The 18,824-nt window shown below is 70.6% G+C and carries 17 protein-coding genes; 9 read left to right on the forward strand and 8 right to left on the reverse strand.

The features are described from left to right. Positions 1–27: 27 nt before the first annotated feature. From OEB96_RS26915 to OEB96_RS26925, 3 genes are all read left to right on the forward strand, one after another. Positions 28–789, forward strand: a complete 762-nt coding sequence (locus tag OEB96_RS26915; protein WP_266219612.1) for a PDZ domain-containing protein — start codon at positions 28–30, stop codon at positions 787–789. A 165-nt stretch (positions 790–954) separates the two neighbouring features. Next, the gene (locus tag OEB96_RS26920; RefSeq protein WP_266219613.1) at positions 955–2,190 is read left to right on the forward strand and encodes a hypothetical protein; all 1,236 of its coding nucleotides are present in this window, start codon (positions 955–957) and stop codon (positions 2,188–2,190) included. Next, positions 2,187–3,659 (forward strand): hypothetical protein, encoded by a 1,473-nt coding sequence (locus OEB96_RS26925; protein ID WP_266219614.1) that lies wholly within the window; start codon positions 2,187–2,189, stop codon positions 3,657–3,659. The genes OEB96_RS26920 and OEB96_RS26925 overlap by 4 nt, the downstream gene beginning before the upstream one ends. 73 nt (positions 3,660–3,732) lie before the next feature. On the opposite strand, the gene OEB96_RS26930 is transcribed toward OEB96_RS26925, so the two are convergent. From OEB96_RS26930 to OEB96_RS26955, 6 genes are all read right to left on the reverse strand, one after another. After that, positions 3,733–4,755, reverse strand: a complete 1,023-nt coding sequence (locus tag OEB96_RS26930) for an MBL fold metallo-hydrolase (RefSeq protein WP_266219615.1) — start codon at positions 4,753–4,755, stop codon at positions 3,733–3,735. A gap of 5 nt (positions 4,756–4,760) precedes the next feature. Then, positions 4,761–5,657, reverse strand: coding sequence for a TlpA disulfide reductase family protein (locus OEB96_RS26935; RefSeq protein ID WP_266219616.1), 897 nt, complete (start codon positions 5,655–5,657; stop codon positions 4,761–4,763). Positions 5,658–5,708: 51 nt separating this feature from the next. Further along, positions 5,709–6,203, reverse strand: a complete 495-nt coding sequence (locus OEB96_RS26940; protein ID WP_266219617.1) for a GNAT family N-acetyltransferase — start codon at positions 6,201–6,203, stop codon at positions 5,709–5,711. Continuing rightward, positions 6,203–7,438, reverse strand: coding sequence for an aspartate aminotransferase family protein (locus OEB96_RS26945; RefSeq protein WP_266219618.1), 1,236 nt, complete (start codon positions 7,436–7,438; stop codon positions 6,203–6,205). Before OEB96_RS26945 ends, OEB96_RS26940 begins: the two co-directional genes overlap by 1 nt. Before the next feature lie 10 nt (positions 7,439–7,448). Beyond that, positions 7,449–8,684 carry a hypothetical protein gene (locus tag OEB96_RS26950; protein ID WP_266219619.1) on the reverse strand — a complete coding sequence of 412 codons (1,236 nt, stop codon included), beginning with the start codon at positions 8,682–8,684 and terminating at the stop codon, positions 7,449–7,451. A 90-nt stretch (positions 8,685–8,774) separates the two neighbouring features. Next, complete coding sequence (locus tag OEB96_RS26955) at positions 8,775–10,664, reverse strand: serine/threonine protein kinase (RefSeq protein ID WP_266219620.1); 1,890 nt, start codon at positions 10,662–10,664, stop codon at positions 8,775–8,777. Between the two features lie 622 nt (positions 10,665–11,286). Between OEB96_RS26955 and OEB96_RS26960 the strand changes: the two genes are divergently transcribed. From OEB96_RS26960 to OEB96_RS26985, 6 genes are all read left to right on the forward strand, one after another. Further along, positions 11,287–11,526, forward strand: a complete 240-nt coding sequence (locus OEB96_RS26960) for a hypothetical protein (protein WP_266219621.1) — start codon at positions 11,287–11,289, stop codon at positions 11,524–11,526. 283 nt (positions 11,527–11,809) lie between these two features. Then, the gene (locus tag OEB96_RS26965; protein WP_266219622.1) at positions 11,810–13,345 is read left to right on the forward strand and encodes an alkaline phosphatase family protein; all 1,536 of its coding nucleotides are present in this window, start codon (positions 11,810–11,812) and stop codon (positions 13,343–13,345) included. Between the two features lie 112 nt (positions 13,346–13,457). Then, a complete protein-coding gene (locus OEB96_RS26970; RefSeq protein WP_266219623.1) occupies positions 13,458–14,687 on the forward strand; it encodes a Mur ligase family protein in 1,230 nt (409 codons plus the stop codon). Continuing rightward, the gene (locus OEB96_RS26975) at positions 14,684–15,613 is read left to right on the forward strand and encodes a C40 family peptidase (protein ID WP_266219624.1); all 930 of its coding nucleotides are present in this window, start codon (positions 14,684–14,686) and stop codon (positions 15,611–15,613) included. Before OEB96_RS26970 ends, OEB96_RS26975 begins: the two co-directional genes overlap by 4 nt. Before the next feature lie 289 nt (positions 15,614–15,902). After that, complete coding sequence (locus OEB96_RS26980; RefSeq protein ID WP_266219625.1) at positions 15,903–16,832, forward strand: hypothetical protein; 930 nt, start codon at positions 15,903–15,905, stop codon at positions 16,830–16,832. Further along, the gene (locus OEB96_RS26985) at positions 16,829–17,638 is read left to right on the forward strand and encodes a hypothetical protein (RefSeq protein WP_266219626.1); all 810 of its coding nucleotides are present in this window, start codon (positions 16,829–16,831) and stop codon (positions 17,636–17,638) included. The genes OEB96_RS26980 and OEB96_RS26985 overlap by 4 nt, the downstream gene beginning before the upstream one ends. A 79-nt stretch (positions 17,639–17,717) precedes the next feature. Here OEB96_RS26985 and bfr read toward each other — a convergent pair whose 3' ends face one another. Then, complete coding sequence (bfr, locus tag OEB96_RS26990) at positions 17,718–18,188, reverse strand: bacterioferritin (protein WP_266219627.1); 471 nt, start codon at positions 18,186–18,188, stop codon at positions 17,718–17,720. Between the two features lie 145 nt (positions 18,189–18,333). Beyond that, positions 18,334–18,618 (reverse strand): (2Fe-2S)-binding protein, encoded by a 285-nt coding sequence (locus tag OEB96_RS26995; RefSeq protein ID WP_266219628.1) that lies wholly within the window; start codon positions 18,616–18,618, stop codon positions 18,334–18,336. Positions 18,619–18,824 lie beyond the last annotated feature (206 nt).

The raw sequence follows: 18,824 nt of genomic DNA on the forward strand, positions 1-18,824 counted from the left end.
TCCCTCGATTCCCCGAAAGGCTTCGTCATGCCCGTTCCCAACCTCGTCCTCGGTCTGTTGCTCTCCATGAGTGCCCCCGCCCCCGCGCCGCCGGCTCCGCCCTCTCCACCGTCGCCCCCCAGCGCCGTGGTGGCTCCCGCCGCGCCCACGCCACCGTCTCGCCACCACCAACACGGGGGAGCGATGTGGACCATGCGTCACGGGGGCTCCAGGGCGCGCCTGGGCACTCAGGTCTCGACCATGACCCCGGAGCTGCGCTCGTTCTTTGGCGCGCCCCAGGATGCCGGCTTGCTCGTCCAGCGCATCGAGCCGGGCAGTGCGGCCGAGGCGGCCAAGGTGCAGGTGGGCGACGTGCTCGTGGAGGTCGATGGCCAGTCGATCGCCGCGGTCTCCGATGTTCGCGACGCGCTGTCCGACCGCTCCAAGGGCGACGCCGTCGACGTGGTGGTGGTGCGCAAGAAGAAGCGCAAGACGTTGAAGGCCACGCTGACCGCCGAAGCCGGACCCACCGCGATGGTGGTGCCGCCCATGCCCGACCTCGAGCTGCAGCTACCCCCCGAGGCGCGCCGCTTCCTGAGCCCGGAGCAGCAGGCGGAGATCGAGCGCGAGCTCGAGCGAGCGCGTGAGGAGCTGCGAGAGGCCCAGCGTCAGCTCGAGGCGCTGGAGATCCCGCACGCCGAAGCACCAGGCCATGCGCCCCGAGCCCCCGAGGCTCCCCGTCCGCCCGAAGCTCCCGCTCCTCCCGCGGCGCCCAAGGCCAAGCGCGGCAAGGGCCACCGCGGGCGATAGCGCCTGCACCATGGTCTCGGCCCGCACGACGGCTGCCTCTGCGGTTGGCCGACTGCCACGGGCCCGGGAGCCAATCGAGTTGACACTCGGCTCCGTGCGATCGCCCATCCCCGCGATCCGATGGGCGCGCGCGCGATGGATCGCGGCTTGCAACCACTCGCGGTCGTGCACGCGCGTCTCGGGTTGGTGCTGGTCCTGGGTGTGGCCGCCTGCGGCCCTTCGCTGTCGGCCGATGCCCAGTGGGTGCAGTGGCTGTCGTACCGCATGGTCTCCGATCAGGCGGTGTCCCCCGACGGCGAGACCGTCGTGGTGGGCCACACCACCAGCGACGAGCGCGCGAGCTTCGCCCCCTACGGTCAGTACACCTCGCGCCCCTTCATCGCTCGCATCGGGGCCGACGGCACGCTCCTCCACGACTGGATCGGGTTCCATGGCCGTGCCCATGCGGCGGCGATCGACGAGGACGGGCGGGCCTACGTGGCGCTCGCCGGGCTGCGCGACGACCAGTACTGGAGCTCGCCCGAGCACTGCGAGCTGCGAGCCCTCGATCGCGACGGGCAGGAGCGGTGGTCGCTGCCCTGGGCCGAGGGCGAGTGTCCGATCGACGTTGCCGTTGCGGGCGATGCCATCGTCGTGTCGGTGTACGAGGACCAGGGCCGTCGCTTGCGAGCCTTCGATCTCGATGGCCGCCCGCGCTGGCAAGGATCCCTCCTCGACGACGTGGGGAGGCTCGCGGCCGTCGGCGACACCGTCTTCATGGGCCCCGTGCTCGCCTTCGTGGATCCGCCGGAGTCCAAGGCGGTGGCCTGGCGCGTCGATGCCCGCGACGGTGCCACCGAGGAAGTGCCCCTGGACCTCGAAGGGCCGCGGTTTCCGGGTTGGTTCGTCGCGACCGCCCACGGGCTGCTGCTCTCCTCGGTCGAGACGGGGTACTCGTATGGTGCCCCCGAGTACCTGACGTCCTTCGACCTCGATGGTCGACGGCGATGGGATCGACAGGTCGTGCCGCCCTCGGGCGACCTCTACCTCGAGGTCGAGCAGCCCACGTGGGAGGCATCCTGGGGACTACCCGTCGCCGACGGCGACGCGGCGTGGGTCGTGGGAGCGGAGTCCCTGTTCGTGCCCTACGAGTCGCGGACCACCGATCGCGCTCGCATGATGCTGCAGCGCTGGTCGGCCGAGGGCGAGCACGAAGGCACGGTGCGCCAGGCGTTCGAGGACTCCGATTCCGAGCCGGCCACCACGGCGCGCGGCGAGTGCCCGTCCTCGGACGTCGATCAGCTCCCCATCCTCGGATCGTGGGCCACCGGTGCCGTCGCTCGCCCCGATGGCACGCTGCTCGTGGTCGGTCGCCAGGGCTGCCGCGACTCGTTCGTCATGAGCCTGGAGGTCGAGGGATGAAGGCCGCACGGTGGTTGGGATGGAGTGGGGTGCTGGTGCTCGTGGCATGCGGCGGCCGAACGGCCTCCGATCCCTGCTTCACCTCGGCGGACTGCGCCGAGGGGCAGGCGTGCCTGGTGGACGCCGCGACCGAAGAGGGTGTGTGTCTCGATGCTCCCGGTCGCGACGATCCACCGCCACCGCTGCGCGTGTTCGCAACGCCCCCCGTGATCGACGTGCTCCTGGTGGTCGATGACGGCCCGACGACGGCCGAGCTGCAGGCGCGGCTGGTGGCCTCGCTCGGGGCGCTGCTCGACGCGCCCAGCGACCTGCGGGTGGCGGTGACCAACACCACCAACGACGAGCTGTGCGATGCCCCCGCCGAGCTCTCCAACGGCGCCTTGGTGGGCACCAGCTGCCTCGATCGGCTCGACCGCTTCGTCGCCCCCGATGGCACCGATGCGCGCTGGCTGTGCACCGACGCTTGCTCGTACACCACCGCGGAGCTCGGGCTGGACCCCGAGCGGCCGTGGCTCGACGTGCACGCGCTGCCCGAGGGGATCGATCGCCTCGAGGCGCTCGCATGCCTGGTGCCGCAGGGCATCGCCGGCTGCGAGCATGCGGCGCCGCTTCGCGCGCTCGCAGGCGCGCAAGGGCGCGAGGACTGGCATCGCCATTGGCTGACACAGGCCGTGGTCGTCACCGACGGCGTCGACTGTTCGGTGAGCGACGAAGGCGTCGCCGCGTTCGACCCCGCGGGCTCGCGGGCGCTGTGGTCCGACCCCACGGCCGACGAGCCCACCAGCGCGGTGTGCTGGAACGCCGGCGTGTCCTGCGAGGGCGATCCCGCCGGCTTCGACGAGTGCTGGCCCGCCGACATCGGCCTCGACGGGGCCCCGGTGCCCGATGACGGCGAGCCGGTGCTGATCTCCTACGGCGACGTGACCCGGTACTTTTCCTCGGCCGATCTCGAGCTCCGCGTGATCGCGGGCGTTCCCGTCGGTGATCCCGACGAGCCGACCTACTCGGCCGTGGGCGATCCCGCGTGGCTGCTCGAGCACGGCATCGACCCCGGCTGCAGCGACGGCACCATCACCGCGCTGCCGCCCGTGCGCCTGCGCGGCCTCACCTCCATGCTGAGCTCCGCGTGCAGTCCCGACTACTCCGAGCCCCTGCGGGACCTGGGGTACACCGACCCCTTCTGCCTGCGCCCCTGCGAGGCGGCCGAGGTCACGGTGACCTTCGAGCCCCCGGGGCAGGAGCCGATCGAGATTCCCGGGTGCGAGGGTCAGTACCCCGGCTTCACCGTGCCCGCCGGGGCCCCGGCTTGTTTCGCGATGCAGGGCGACACCGAGGCGTGTGCCCCTTACGGCAACGAGCGCACCACCGAGCTCGTGTTTCGCGTCGCCGATCCCACCGAGACCGGGGCGTTCCTGCTCGATCCCAACCCCTGGTCGGCCGAAGTGGAGCTTGCCGGATGCGGCGGTTGAGGTCGACGACCCGGTTCGGCTCGTCATCTCACCTGGGGCTGGCCCTCCCCGATGGCTCGCTGCTCGTGGCGGGTCAGCAGGGTTGTCCCGACGCGTTCTTGCTGCACCTGGTGGTCGATCGTTGGCCTTCGCCCGCCACGCGGCGCCACTCTGCGGGCAGGCCGATGCGCAGGAACACCGCGAAGCGGTGCTCGGGATACTCGCGCTCCAGCGCTGCGCGCAGCCGGGTCAGCGCGGCATCGACCTCGTCCTTGCTCGGGGTGGCTCCGCCGGCCGTGACCTCGGCATGCTCGGCCGCCACCAGCGTGCGCACCCGCTGCAGGTACTCGCGCTGGGCCACCAGCAGCTCGGGGCCCGCCGAGTCACCGCGGCCGGGATGCACGTGCGTGGGCCCAAGCGCCGCCAGCTCCTCCACCCGCTGCAACCATTCACCCGAGAGCCCCAGCTCGAGCCAGCTGTGCGTTCCGTTGGCCACGAGGTCACCCGCGAACAGGTGCCCCTCCCAGCTCAGCGCCACGTGGGCCCCGCTGCAGCCGGGCCCCAGTACGTGCAGGCCCAGGCGCAGGCCCGCGCGCTCGAGCGTCACGTCGGCATCGCCGAAGCCGTCGGGCTGGGGCAGCGCGGTCGGGTAGTCCGGTGCATAGCGCTCGCCGAACGCGGCCACGCGCTTTTCGTGCACCTCGGGGATCAACGCCAGCACCTGCGCCGAGGTCAGCACCTCGATCCCGCGTGCCTGCAAGGTGGCCGTGCCGTTGAACTTGTCGGGGTTGGCGTGCAGCACGATCGCCGTCACCACCGGCTTGCCCGTCTCGCGCTCGGCGATCTCCAGGAACTCTTCCGCCGCCGACGGCAGGAACTGGGTGTCCACCAGCACCACGCCGTCGTCGCCCTCGATCCAGTACGAGACGGTGGAGAAGCCCCACGACGAGGACACGTAGCGGCCCACGCGAGGCTCGTCGGCGATCCGCGACCAGGTGCCGTCGTAGGTCTTCGCGGGCGCCTCGGGCGTGACGGGGGCGGTGGTCGAGTCGGTTCGCCCCGGCGCCGCGCAGCCTCCCAGCGGCAGGGCGAAGGCGAGGGCCCAGCGAGCAAGCATGCCCCTCACCCGCCCTTGGCGTGCTTGGCCTTGGCGTCGGCTCGCACCTGTAGCTGCTGGCGGATGTCGGCCTCGAGCTGACCCATGCACTCGGGCTTGTAGCCGCGATACGACGCCTGGATGACGCCCTTGTAGTCCACCACGAACGTGAACGGGAACTTGGCGCTGCCGTACTGCCCCGCGTAGTCCTCGCCCGCGATCGCGATCTTGGCCCCCAGCTTGCGCTTGTCCACCACGTCCTTGACCGCGGCTGCGTCCTCGTCGGTGGCGATGGCCAGCAGCGTCATGCCGTGCTTGCGATAGCGCCGATAGATCTGATCGAACTCGGGCAGCTCCTTGAGACAGGGCTTGCACCACGTGCCCCAGAAGTTGACCACCAGCACGCGCCCGCGGAACGTGCCCTGGGTGACCGACTTGCCCTCTTCGAGCCCCGGCAGCGAGAACGCCTTGAGCCGCTCGCCCACCCCGGGATCCTTGCCGCACTTGGCATCGGTGCCCGCATGCAGCGGCCTGGGCAGCTCGAGCGTGGCCACCACCGGCTTGCTCGCGAGCTGCGTGGAGCCCGAGTCGGTCGTGCCTGTGTCGCTCGATGGGCCCGTGTCGCTCGACGGGCCGCCGTCGCTCGCCTCCTCCCCACCATCGCTCGCCGCACCGCCGTCGCTCGCCGCACCGCCGTCGGCCACCGCCACCGCTCCACCGTCGCCGGGTGCTCCGCCGTCGCTCTCGACGTCTCCACCATCGGCGCTGGCCGTGGCACCGTCATCGATGGGCTTGCTCTCCGCGACGGAATCGGCCTGCGCTCCGTCCTCGGCTGCGCCCGCGTCCTCGGGAGGCTGGGTCGAGGCCTGGAGCTTGCAACCGAGCACCACGCTCGCGATCGCCATGGCGTACGCGTTTCGCATGCCCGAAAGCTAGCAGCCCCGCCGACGCGTGCGCCAGCGGGCCGCCCACGCTCACTCCAGCGTGCAATCCAGCCAGATCATGTCGCGCACCTCGATTCCGTCCTCGCACAGGCCGGGCGGGTACCCACGCGCCTCGGTGAAGCGGTCGCGCTCGATCCGCCACGGGCGAAATCCCAGTCGCAGGTAGAACGCGAGCGCATCGAGACTGGAGCTCGCGGTCCCCACCACCACGCGCCGCATGCCGGCCGCGCGCAGTCGCTCGAGCACGTCTTGCACCAGCCTTCGGCCGAGCCCCCGACCTTGGAACGCGTCTTCGATGGCCAAGCTGCGCAGCTCCATCGTGTGCCGCTCCTCGGTGGGCAGCACCAGTGCTTCCCCCTTCGGTTCGCCGTCGGCATCCACCAGGCCGAACAGCGCACCGAGCTCGCGATAGCTCGCAATCTCGCGGTCCGAGTCGTCGGCGAGCCGCAGCAGGTCCTGGTAGGCCTGCCGTTGGTCCGCCGGGACCTCGATCACGCGCCACTGCTGTTTGGGAGCGGCCGGCATCACCCGTGGCGATCGAGACCGCGCCGCAGCCGTGACCACGCGTCGCGCAAGATCGCTTCGCCCGCGCGATAGGGCAGCAGCCACCGCACCGTCTTGCCGGCGCACACGGTCACGAGCATCCCCTCCTCTTGCAGGATCGCGTCGAGCCCGGCCGCCGGGGTGCTGCCCGAGCCGTTGATCTCGATGCCGATCATCGAGCCGAGCCCGCGAACCTCCACCACGCGCGGGTGGGGCTCCTTCGCCGCGATCGCCTGCAGCGTCTCCAGCTGAGCGCCCGCCGATGCCATCGAGCCCTCGTCCTCGAAGATGCGCAACGTGGCCAGTGCCGCCGCGCACGCCACCGGGTTGCCGCCGAACGTCGAGCCGTGGCTGCCCTTGACCATGTGCTCGGCCAGATCGCCCCGGGCCACGCAGACCGCCACGGGGAAGCCTCCGCCCAGCGCCTTGGCGTACCACAGCAGGTCGGGGGCCAGCTCCGGGTCGTCGCCCACCAGACGCGACCATGCGGCAAAGCGTCCGCTTCGCCCCGACCCGCACTGGATCTCGTCGGCGCCCAGGAGCGCGCCATGGCGGCTGCACAGCTCCCGCAGACCCACCAGGAATTCGCGGGTGCAGGGGTAGATGCCCGCCTCGCCCTGCACCGGCTCCACGAACACGGCGGCCACGCGACCCTCGAAGCGCTGCAGCAGCGCCTCCACCGAGCCCAGCTCGCCGTCGACCGCCCGCACCACGTTCATGCGCGCGAAGCGATCGTCGGGCTCGTCGATGCAGCTGACGTAGGGCTGGCGATAGGCCGGGTTGGCGGTCAGCGCAATGGAGCCCAGCGTGCGTCCGTGGAACGCCCGTCCGAACGCGATGATCACGTCGCGCCCGGTGGCTCGCAGCGCGACCTTGATCGCCGCCTCGTTGACCTCGGTGCCGGTGTTGCCCAGGAACACGCGCCCGTTGGCGATCGGCGTGCGCTCGACGATCTCGTTCACCAGCGCCTGCTGGGGCTCGGTGTAGAGCGTGCCCGCGGCGGCGGTCAGCCGCATCATCTGCTCGCGGATCGCATCGGCCAGGCCGGGGTGGCCGTGGCCGAGCGGCAAGCAGCCGATCCCACACATTGCGTCGAGGTACACCTTGCCATCGGTGTCCCGCACGTAGATCGAGCCCTTGCCTCCGTCATCGGGGGGCACCGCGGCGTCGAGGGTGATGTTCCGTGCCGGGTAGGTCGGCCAGCGGCGATCCTGCATGCAGCAGAAGCTACCACCGCACGACCAGCCCGGAACCCCCCAGCCTCACGTGCGCGCGGGCACGTGAGGAGCCCGTCGGCTGCACGTTCTTGCGAAACGCAAACGCGCCCACGAGCGCCGTTGCCACCCCCAGGCCGATCGTCACCCCCAGCATCGCATTCGCCAGCGGCCGATGGCGCCCGACTGCCGCCTCGTGATCGGCGGGGTATGGCCGATCGAGGTACTGGAAGTCACCGTTCTCGTCGAGCATGGGGTTGCCCAGTTCGTCCTTGAGGAAGCACTCTTCCTCGCACAGCTCCGTGTCGTAGCGACGCTGGTGGTAGAGCGCGAGACCGCCCGTCGCCGCCAGCGCGACCCCGGCCGCCGCGGTCAGGCCCGCCCCCACCCAGAAGGTCGTGCGCAGCTGTCGCTGTCGCTGCTCCCAGCGCAGCTGATCGAACTCGCGGTTGGTGCCCTCCGGGGCGCCCACCTTCGGCACCACCAGGGGATCGAACGGCGCCACGTAGAGCTCGTAGGTCTCGCCCGCCGTGATGTAGGCCGGTCGGCTGCGGCGCTCGTCGGGTCCCATGCCGAACACCTCCACGTCGACCGTGCCGGGCAGCAGCAGCACCGGGAAGTCGTCCAGCGGCACCGTGCGTCCGGCCACCCTCACCTCGCGCAACTCCACCCCCTCGCCGAGCTCGAGCTTCAGGTGACCCACGCGACGCGCCTGCTCGCTCAGCGCCTGCTCGGCCTCGGTGCGCTGGGCCGTGCAGTAGAGGTCGCCGCGCTCGAGCTGTTCCCGGGTGCAGTTGGGGAGCGCGAGGTAGCGCCGCAGGGCTCGCACCGCCTCGACCGGCTTGCCTCCGCGCCCGTACGACAGCGCCGCGCTGTAGAGCGCCGATGCAGCCGGCACCGCCGAGTACGAGCGCTCGAACTGCACCGCGGCCTCGGCATACTCACCGTTGTTGTACAGGCGGTCGCCCTCTTGCCAGTGCACCTCCGCCTTCTCGAGCCGCACCTCGAACAGTCGTCGTGCGATCTCCTCCGGGCTCGGGTCCGTCGGCGAGCGCTCGGGGGAGCTCGCCGTGGCCTCGGTCGGCGAAGGTGGCTCGATCCCCGACGGCTCGGCCTCCGTCGACGGCTCGCGACCCTCGGCCGGCTCGGCTGGCTCGACCGCCGCGCCCGGAGCTGCCGCTGCCGTCTGCGGTCGGCCCACGGCCGGGCCCACGGTCAGGCACAGCACCGCTGCCGTAAGCCGTCGCATCGATCGCCGGGCCGCGCTCGTCACCGCCGCCAGTCTACGATGAGCCTCGAGCCTCGGGTACGCCCATCTCGGTCCGTCCCCGTGGCCACCTCAGGGCGCCGGAGGCGTGGGCGTGGGTTTCCCGGGCTCGTTGCGCAGCGCCGAGAAGTTCGGCTTGGGCGGTAGCTGGGGATGATCTGCGCCGGTCTTGCCGTCCCCGTCGTTTCCGTTGGTCTTGTCGTCCCCGTCGTCTTCGTCGGCCTTGCCCTCCGCGTCCTTGCCCTTCTTGGAGGTCTTGCGCGTCGGTGCGGTCAACCAGGTCGACGGTGGATCTCGGGTGGGCTCGGTCGTCGGCTCGGGCTCGGTCACCGCCAGCGGCTCGAGCCGATAGTTGAAGTTGCCGGGCGCCAGCGGGACCGGGTGCGCGGTGCGATCGTGGTATCCCGTCTTGGAGATCACCACCTCGATCGGCTCGTCCCCTCGGGGGATCTCGATGGTGACCGGCGACGGCTCGGGATGCGGCTTGCCGTCGAGGATGATCGTCGCCCCGTTGGGCTCGGTGTCGAAGCGCCACTTGATCGTGGCCGCGGCCACCATCTCGGGGTCGACCACGGGACCTTCGAGGGTCGATGCCGTGGGCGAGGCATCGGGCAGGCGTGGCATCTCGTCTCTGGGCTCGTTCAAGCCGCGACTGACGATGGCGGCCCCCGCCACCGCGCCCAGCAGCGGCAGCAGCAGCCACAGGCTCCAGTGGCGCGCCGGGGCCGTGGCCAGGCTCGCGGTCAGCGTGTGCGTGTTGGTCCCCGGACCCACGCCCAGGTCCGCGACCGCCGGCATCGAGCCCGACGAGCGTCGGGCCAGGCCGGAGAGGGTCGAGATCTCCAGGGGGCGATCGGTGGCTCGCGTGGCGTCCTCGGGAGAGATCGGATCATTGGCCGCACGCTCTCGCGTCACGCCCGACTCGCCCGCGCGGCGCACCGCGGCCCGGATGTAGCCCATGCGCTTGGCGAACGAGCGGTCCATCACCGCGGCCAGCTCGGCGCGTGGATCGACGTCGTCGAGCTGACGCAGCTGCGCCCGAAGCTCGCGCAGCATCTCCTGCGCGGTGGGAAAGCGCTCCTCGGGATCGCGGGCCAGCGCCCGGGTCAGCAGCGCCGCCACGCCCCGCGGCACGTCGGGGCGACGCTCCTGGATCTCGGGCACCTCGCACGCGTTCACGCGAGCCAGCGTCTCCGACTCGGTGTCGGCCATGAACAGACGCTCGTTGGTCAGCAGCTCCCACAGCACGGCTCCGAGCGCGAACAGATCGGTGCGGTGATCGATCGTCGTCCCGCCCGCTTGCTCGGGGGACATGTACGCCAGCTTGCCGCGCAGCTGCCCGGTGCGGGTGCTGCTGCGGCGTCCGGTGGCCTTGGCGATCCCGAAGTCCACCACCTTCACGCGGCCGTCCATGCTGACCAGCAGGTTGTGGGGCGACACGTCGCGGTGCACCAGGTGCATCGGTCGACCGTCGGCGTGGGTCAGGTCGTGGGCCGCGGCCAGGCCCTCGCAGGCATCGGCCACGATCTGCAGCACCGCCGACAGCGGCAGGTGCTCGCCTTGCTTGCGAAGCGTGCGGATGAGCGACGCGAGGGTCTCGCCCTCGACGTACTCCATCACCATGAAGAGCACGCCCTGGTCCTCGCCGAGGTCGTGGATGTCCACCACGTGCGGGTGGTGCAGGCGAGCCGCAATGCGGGCCTCGTCGCGGAACATCTCGACGAACTCGGGCTCGGCCGCGAGGTGTGGGTGAATGACCTTCACCGCCACCAGCTTCTCGAAGCCCGCGCGACCCGTGGCGCGCCCGAGATACACGACCGCCATCCCTCCGTGACCGAGGCGATGGACCAGGTCGTAGCGACCGACCGTCTTGCCCACCCCAAGCGGGTCGCGCACCGAGGCCGGTTCGTCCTTGGTGGTCGACTCGCGTGCGAGGACCTTGGTTTCGGGCTCGGCTTCCATCGGACCCGGGGCGATGTGAGAGTACGGCCGAGACTGGCCGACGGGCGTCCCTCACCATACGCGAAACGGCGGTGACGATCACCGAGGCGGGCACGAGCCAATGGATGGCTCCACGAGCCTCGCGCGGGCTTCGTAGGCTTCGTCTGGTTTGGGGTCCCGGCGTGGCCAACGGATCACCGGCCTGGCCCCGAGGTTCCGTGATCGACATGCGATGCTCGGCAGCTTTGCAGAGCAGGTCGCCTCGAGGGACCCTCGGCGCGAAATCGCACACCGCGAACCTGGCGCGCACGCTTGCGACCAATGCCGCAGGTCGCGCTCTACCTCACGTGTCGGGACTGCAAAAAATCGACCAGTGCGGAGATCTCCTCGAAGAGATCTCGGAGATCTGCTCGGTTTGGCAAAAAAATGTTGGATATACCAAGTTGAAAATATGTTGAAAGACAATCCACGAAACAGGGGACCATCGGCCGACTTCGTCAACGATTCACGGTGATTCCAACCATTCATCCACAGGATGTAGTGTCTGCGCGCTATACGCGACACAAGATGTTGTGGAATGACCCTTGCGTGCGCGAGTGCAGTGGTCTACGGGTATTTGAGCAACGACCTGGGAGATCGGACGATGGCGAAGCGACAAACGCGCAGGAGCATCTCGGTCAAGGGCATCACGTACCAGCGACTCAAGAACTTCTGCGAGGCGCAGGGCCTGAGTGTCAGTGGCTATCTGGAGGACATCATCGCGAATCGGCTCGACGAGGCCAACGTGCCCGTCCCCGAGCGCGTGGATCCGCGGCCCGAGCCGGTGGCGGCCAAGCCGCAGCACGACCCCGACGAGATCATCTCGCAGCACTTCACCTTCTAGACCGTCGTGGCGCGATTCGAGGCCGCGGGCCTCGGTGGCGCCGGACGCGGCCGGGACGTCGAAATCGACCCGGCGGGGCGCCACTGTGACATCGAGGTCGACGCGTGGACCGAGCGATGTGACATCGTTTTCGTCGGCGTGACGCCGACGCACCGAGTGCCGTGCTGCGTGAGCACGCTTCGTTCGTGGCGATCCAGGGGTCGTCGTTTGCGGGCGGCTGGGTGGTCGAGGAGGGCTATCCTCCGAGGCCGTGGTTCCCAACGACGATGACGATCGAGCTGGCTTGACCCGACGACGCACCCTGCAGGGCATGGGGGCGGTGCTCGGGGCCGTGGCCGTGGGTTGTGGCGACGACACCTCGGGTGATGGCAGCGGTGGAAGCAGCGGGTCGACGAGCGAGGGCGACACGACCACGTCGAGCTCCTCGGGCATGGTCGACTCGACCGGACCCGGCGGAAGCGGTGACAGCAGCACCGGTGCCGACGGCAGCAGCAGCAGCGACACCACGGGCGAGCCCCCCGCGGACTGCTCCGACAACGGCGGCCTGACCCCTGAGGAGCTGCTCGCCAACATCGACACCATCGTCGTGGTGATGATGGAGAACCGCTCGCTCGACCACTACTTCGGCTCGGCCACCTTCCTCGAGGGCTCCACGGTCGACGGGCTCACGGGGCGAGAGACCAACCCGCGCATCGACGGTACGCCGGTCCCCGTGTTCGAGATGGCCAACTTGCAGCCGGCCGATCCTCCGCACGGCTGGGACTCGTGCCACCTGCAGTGGAACCTCGGAGCGAACGACGGCTTCGTGATCGAGCACGAGCTCGAGCACCCCTCCTTCTACGACGAGGTCATGGGCTACCACGTCCGCGCCCAGCTCCCGGTGATCTACGCCCTCGCCGACGAGTACGTGCTGTGCGACCACTGGTACTCCTCGGTCATGGGCCCCACGTGGCCCAACCGGTTCTATCTGCACGCGGCGACCTCCGGCGGCACGATGAACAACGCGCCTGCGCTGGGGTTCCCCACGATCTGGGACCAGCTGGCCACCGCGGGCCTGAGCCACGCCAACTACTACTCCGACCTCGCGTGGGCCTGGGGTGGCTTTGCCAACCCGGCGCTCGGCTACACCGAGTCGCTCGACGAGTTCTTCACGGCGGCCGCGGCCGGCACGCTGCCCGCGTTCAGCATCGTCGATCCCAACTTCGGCATCCTTCCCGGTGGCGCAGGCGGCAACGACGATCACCCCTCGCACGACATCACGCTGGGGCAGATCTTCCTGGGCAGCATCTACCAGGCGCTGGCCCAGAGCCCGCAGTGGGAGCGCTGCCTGCTCATCATCACCTACGACGAGCACGGTGGCTTCTACGACCACGTGAGCCCACCGACCACCGTGGACGAGGATCCCGAGTTCCAGCAGCTCGGATTCCGCGTGCCCTCGCTGGTCATCGGTCCGCACGTGCGGCGCGGCTGCATCGACAGCAGCCCGATGGAGCACGTCTCGGTCATCGCCACCGCCTCGCGCCGCTTCGGCCTGCCGCCGCTCAACGATCGCGTCACGGCCACCAACGACGTCTCGAGCGCGATCGACCCCGCCTACCTCGACGATCCGCGCCCGCCGGCGCCGATCCCCATGATGTCGATCTCCGTGTCGGAGGTGCTCTCCAAGGTCGGCACCGGGCAGGAGGAGCTGGCGGCCATGGTCGCGTCGGGCCAGATCCCGCTGCCGGCCGATCGCCGGCATCCCAACGCCAGCCGCGACGTGGCGCTGCGCATGCTCGATCATGCGGCCAGGCTCGGCGTGGCCAAGCTGCGGCCCTGATCGGGTCGTGGGGCCGGCCACACCGCCCGGGGTCCTCGGTACGGGCCGCGCGGCGTCGAGCACGGCGCCCGCGGCAGTGGTGCCGCAGCGGGTGCTGCTACCCTTCGGTCGCGTGCAGATTCCCCGACCCACCCGTCCGCCCGTGGCCTGGGCGAGCGACTTCTTCACCTTCGGGGTGACGGGCACCAACGGCAAGACCTCCACGGTGCACCTGTTGGCCAGCGTGATCGCGGCCAGCGGCGAGCACGGGCTGGCGGTGAGCACGGTGGGATACTTCCTCGATGGCGTGGCCCTGCCGCTGTCGCGCAGCGCCCAGGGCTTCGTGGACGCGCTCATTCGGCTGCGCGACGCGGGGGGGCGCTGGGCCGCGGTGGAGTGCACGAGCAAGAGCCTGGCCGAGGGCTACGCCAAGCGCTGGCGCTTCGACCTGGGCGTGTTCACCAATCTCTCGGCCGACCACCTGCAGACCCATGGTTCGTGGGAGCACTACCTGGCGTCCAAGGCCCAGCTGTTCACGCACCTGGGCCCCGGGCGCACGGCGGTGCTCAACGCCGCCGATCGTCACAGCCTGCTGCTCGATCGGGTGATCCCCGCGGACGTGGAGCGTCGCTACTTTGGCTCGCCCACGCGAGGACCGCTGCTCCACCGCGCCGATCTGGCGGCGGCCTCGGTGTTCGTCGACGGCACGGGCACGCACGTGCAGCTCCGCCCTTCGCCCTGGGCCGAGGCGCTCGGCGGGGAGCTGCGCGTGCGCCTGGTGGGTGAGGTCTTCGCCGAGAACGCCCTGGCGGCCGCGTGCGCGGGGCTGGCCGCGGGCCTCGACCCCATGCACGTGGTCGAGGGCCTGGCGCGCTGCACTCCGGTCATGGGCCGCTTCGAGGTGGTCGCTCGCGATCCGCTGGTGGTGATCGACTATGCGCACAGCCCGGATGCACTGGCACGCACGTGCGACACGGCGCGGCAGTTGGTCGATGATGGCCAGGTGATCGTGGTGTTCGGGGCCGGAGGCGAGAGCACGCCGGGCAAGCGCTTGCCCATGGGCGAGGCGGTGGGGTCGCGGGCCGACGTGGCCGTGGTGACCAACGACAATCCGCGCGGAGAGGATCCGCAGATCATCGCCGAGATGCTGATGGAGGGCTTGGTGGCCGGCGGTCGCGCGCGGATCGAGGTGTGCCTGGACCGCCGCGAGGCGATCGAGCGTGCGCTCGAGCGGGCGGGGTCGGGTGACGTGGTGGTGGTGGCGGGCAAGGGCCACGAGAGCGGTCAGGAGGTGGAGGGGCAGATCCTGCCGTTCTCCGATCACGACGTGGTGCGTCGCCTGACCGGGGGCCTCGACGCGTGAGCGAGCCGGGCTCGCGAGTGATGTCGGCGCTCGCGGCGTTGCGGGACGAGCTGCGGGCGCGCCATGGCTGGACGCACGTGGACGTGTCGGTGGGGGTCGACGCGGACGCGCGGCGGCTGGTGCTGCGCGGCGAGGTGGCGGTCGAGCGCCTGGTTGGGCGGGTGGTGGAGGTCGCGGCCGCGGCCGCGCCGGGGTGGGCGATCGAGCCCGAGGCGCTGCGGGTGATGGACGGTGGCACGTGGCATGCGCTGCCCCTGGTGGAGCTCGATCCCGTGGTGCTCTGGGCCGCGTGCCCCGAGCGCGCGGCGGATCGACGCGTGGCCACCGAGCTGCGGCCCGAGGACGGGCCGTTGCAGCGCCTGGGGGCCCATGCGGGCTGGACGGTGGCTCGCGGTCGGGATGGCACCGTGGGATGGCTCGAGGGCGGGGGCGGGGTCGAGGTGCCGGCCCCGCGCTTGCCCGCGCCGCACGGCGACGATCCCGAGGGGCTGGTGAGGGAGGCGCGCTCGTGGCTCGGCGTGCCCTACCGTCTGGGCGGCGTCACGAAGCAGGCCGTGGATTGCTCGGCGCTGGTGCAGCGCTTGCTCTTCGACCAGCTCGGCGTGCTGGTGCCGCGGCACTCGAGCGATCAGCTCCTGGTGGCGCCGCGGCCGGGGAAGGGGACGGGACCGGGCGATCTCGTGTTCGTGTGGAGCGCCCGCGAGAGCCTGCGCGGCATGTGTCACGTGGGGATCGCGGCGGGCGGCAGCGTGATCCATGCATCGCTCTCGCGCCGCGGGGTGGTCGAGGACACCACGGCGGAATTCCTGGCCGACGCGCGTGGCGTGATGCACGTGCCGTTCGGCGAGCTGCTGGCCTTTGGGCGGCGCGTGGCCGGTCACGCCTCGCTGGTGGCGGCGGGCGTGCGGCTGGGAGCCCAGCCGTAGCCACGGGGGCGTGAAACCAAAAGGAAGACGCGGCACTCGAGCGGAAGGGACGTACGCTCGAGCACCGCGTCGGTGGTCTTCGTTGGAATCGGACGGAACAGAGCGAAAGACGGGGGGACTTCGATGCTCGGGCCCTTGGGACGGGCCTCGTGGAGCCTCGTCGGCCTCCTTCACCCGGAACAACGGCACGACGCGGCCGAGCATTACGGGGCGTCTTGGAGCTTTTTTCGTAGGCGAGCCGACCATGGGCGGGCGCGGCCCGAGGGGCTGCTAGGATCGAGCCCGTCCGATGTCCGCCGCCGCTGCCGAGTCCGTAGACGCCTGGTCGATGCGCTCGTGTCCCTCGTGCGGGGCCGTGGTGACGCAGCCGCCCGAGCGCATCAGCCATGCGTGCAGCTACTGTGCCTCGGCCCTGGTCGAAGCCGAGCGCGGCGAGCTGGTGGTGGACCGCGTGGCGCCGTTCCGCCTGTCGGCCGCGGCGGCCCAGGAGCGCCTGCGCCAGCACCTGGCCACGCGCTGGTGGGCACCCGAGCGCCTGCGTCGCAGCGCGCGAGACGGCCGGCACGGCCTCGACATGCGCCTGGTGGAGGGCGTGCTGGTGCCGTTCCATGCCTACGACGCCACCTGCCGCAGCCGCTACGAGACCCGGGTGGGGCTCTACTGGTACGAGACCAAGAAGGTCGTTCGAAAGGGCAAGACCGAGCGAGAGGTCGAGCGCCACACCGAGTGGTTCCCGCTGCGGGGCACGGCGGTGACCCAGCTCCGCGATCACCTGGTGTCGGCCTCGGTGGGGCTGTCGGCGACGGAAGTGGCGGGGCTGTGCCCGTTCGACCTGGGGCGCGCGAGGCCGTTCGATCCGCGGCTCATGGCCGGGTGGCCCGCCGAGCTGCCCTCGCGCACGCGCACCCAGACCGATCACGATGCGGCCACCCAGATCCGCGCCGCGGAGATCCAGCGCATCGGTCGAGAGCACCTGCCCGGCGACACCCACCGCGACACGCGGGTGTCGTGCCAGGTGGAGCTGGGAGAGGCCGAGCTGGTGCTGCTGCCGGTGTGGGTGGCCGCGCTGCGCTACGGCGGCAAGGTCCATCGCCTCGTCGTCAACGGCCAGACCGGTCGCTGCCACGGCCGCGCCCCGGTGTCTCCGGTCAAGGTCACCGTGGCCGTGATCGTGGTGGTGTTGGTGGCGGTGCTCCTGGCCTGGAGGTGGTCGTCGTGACCACGGTGATCCAGTGCGATGCCTGTGGTGGCAGCGTGGCCTTCGATGCCGGTCGCCAGGCGGCGCGGTGCCTGTTCTGCGGCAGCGTGGCCGTGCACGCCGACGATCGCGACGAAGCAGTGCTCACCCCCGATGCGATGCTGCCATTCGAGATCGCACGCGCAGTGGCCGACGATCGCTTTCGCCGCTGGGCCCGCTCGTCGTGGTGGAACGCCGCGCCGCTGCGGCACCTGGCGATCGAGCTGCACCCGCTGCTGCTGCCGGTGTGGCGCTTCGACGCGGGGCTCGAGACGCACTGGGCCGGGCTGGTCTCGGCGCGGACCCGCAGCGGCCACGTGCCGCGCTCGGGGCTCGAGCACGCGGAGCTGTCGACCCTGGTGCCGGCGTCGATGGGCCTTGCGGAGGCCGAGCTGCGGGCGCTGCAGCCGTTTCGCGAGGGCACGGCGGCCCGCTTCGACGAGGCGCTGCCGCACGAGGTGCCCGCGCTGTCCGAGCGCGGCGCGGCCGAGGTTGCGCGAGGCCAGCTCGAGCAGGAGCACCGGCGGCGGATCATGCGGTCGCACGAGCTGCGGCGCTGCAACACCAGCGTCCTCGTGCGCGTTCGCGAGGCGCGGCTCTTGATGGTGCCGATCTACATCGGGAGCTTTCGCTTTCGCGATCGGCCGTGGCGGTTCGTGATCAACGGCCAGACCGGCGCCGTCACCGGTCGCGCTCCGCTGGACCACCGCAAGATCGCGGCGGTGGTGGGGGTGGTGCTCGCCGTGCTCGCGGGGTGGCTCTTGCTGCGCGCCATCGGGATCGCCTGACGCTCGATCGTCGCGCGTGGCCTCACACGCCCTCGATGGGACGAGCTGGAAGCTCTCGTGCCGGAAGCCGGTCGCGAGATCACTCGCGGATCTGCTCGGCGAGGTAGCTCGACTCCCCGACCAGCTTCATCAGCTCGAGCTGGGTCTCGAGCCAGTCGGTGTGCTCTTCCTCGCTCTGCAGGATGTGCTCGAGCAGGTCGCGAGAGACCTCGTCCTTCTCTTCGCGGCAGGTCGCGATGCCGCTGCGCAGGCGCTCGATCGCCGCGTACTCGAGCTGGAGGTCGAGCTCGAACTGCTCCTTGACCGTCTCGCCCACGTTGACCTTGCCGTAGCGCTGCACGTTGGGCACGCCCTCGAGGAACAAGATCCGGTCGATCAAGGTGTCGGCGTGCTTCATCTCGTCGATCGACTCGGCGTAGATCTTCTTGCCCAGCCGCGAAAAGCCCCAGTTGGAGCACATCTTGGCGTGGATGAAGTACTGGTTGATCGCCGTGAGCTCGGCGGTGAGGACCTCGTTGAGCAACTCGATGACCTTGGCGGAGCCCTTCATGGCGGCGGGAAGCTAGCACGAGCTCCACAGCGTGACGCCCGAGCACTCGGCCGGCCGACCCGACGACGAAAACGGAAATCGAGGTCACCACCATGCGAGGCCTCGGTGGACGCTCGCGTGGGGATAGTTGAAAAGCACTTTCAAGTCAGCGCGAGCCGGTCGAGCCGACGCCATCGTCGTGGGCACGGCTGCCGCCACCGGCGGTCTGGATCATCTCGCGGATCTGCGAGACGCAAGTTCCGCAGCTGCGCCCCGCCTGGCACGCCTGAGCGATGCCCTTGACGGTACAGTTGCCCCGCCGCACCTCGTCGAGGATGACGCGGCTCGAGACCCCTTTGCACAGACAGACGATCATGATGCGTTGACCGCGGCTTTGAAAGTCGTTTTCAACGACTGCTTCGAAGGTAGCCGTGGGCTCGGGCGACGGCAAGGATTTTGATCGGCCAATTCAATGAGCAGCGGCGCGGAATCGGCCCGACAAGGGATGCGCTGAGAGCGCAGGCGCAAGCGTAGCGGAGAATTCGCGTGCTTTGCGCCACACCGTGACCTCGAGGCTCGAGATCGGCCGTGGATCCGGGCGGATCTGGCTGAAGCCGGGGCGGATGCGAGCCCAAGCCGCGGCTGGGAGCGGCGTCT

Origin of the sequence: Paraliomyxa miuraensis, assembly GCF_026337845.1 — a bacterium.
Lineage (GTDB): Bacteria > Myxococcota_A > Polyangia > Nannocystales > Nannocystaceae > Paraliomyxa > Paraliomyxa miuraensis.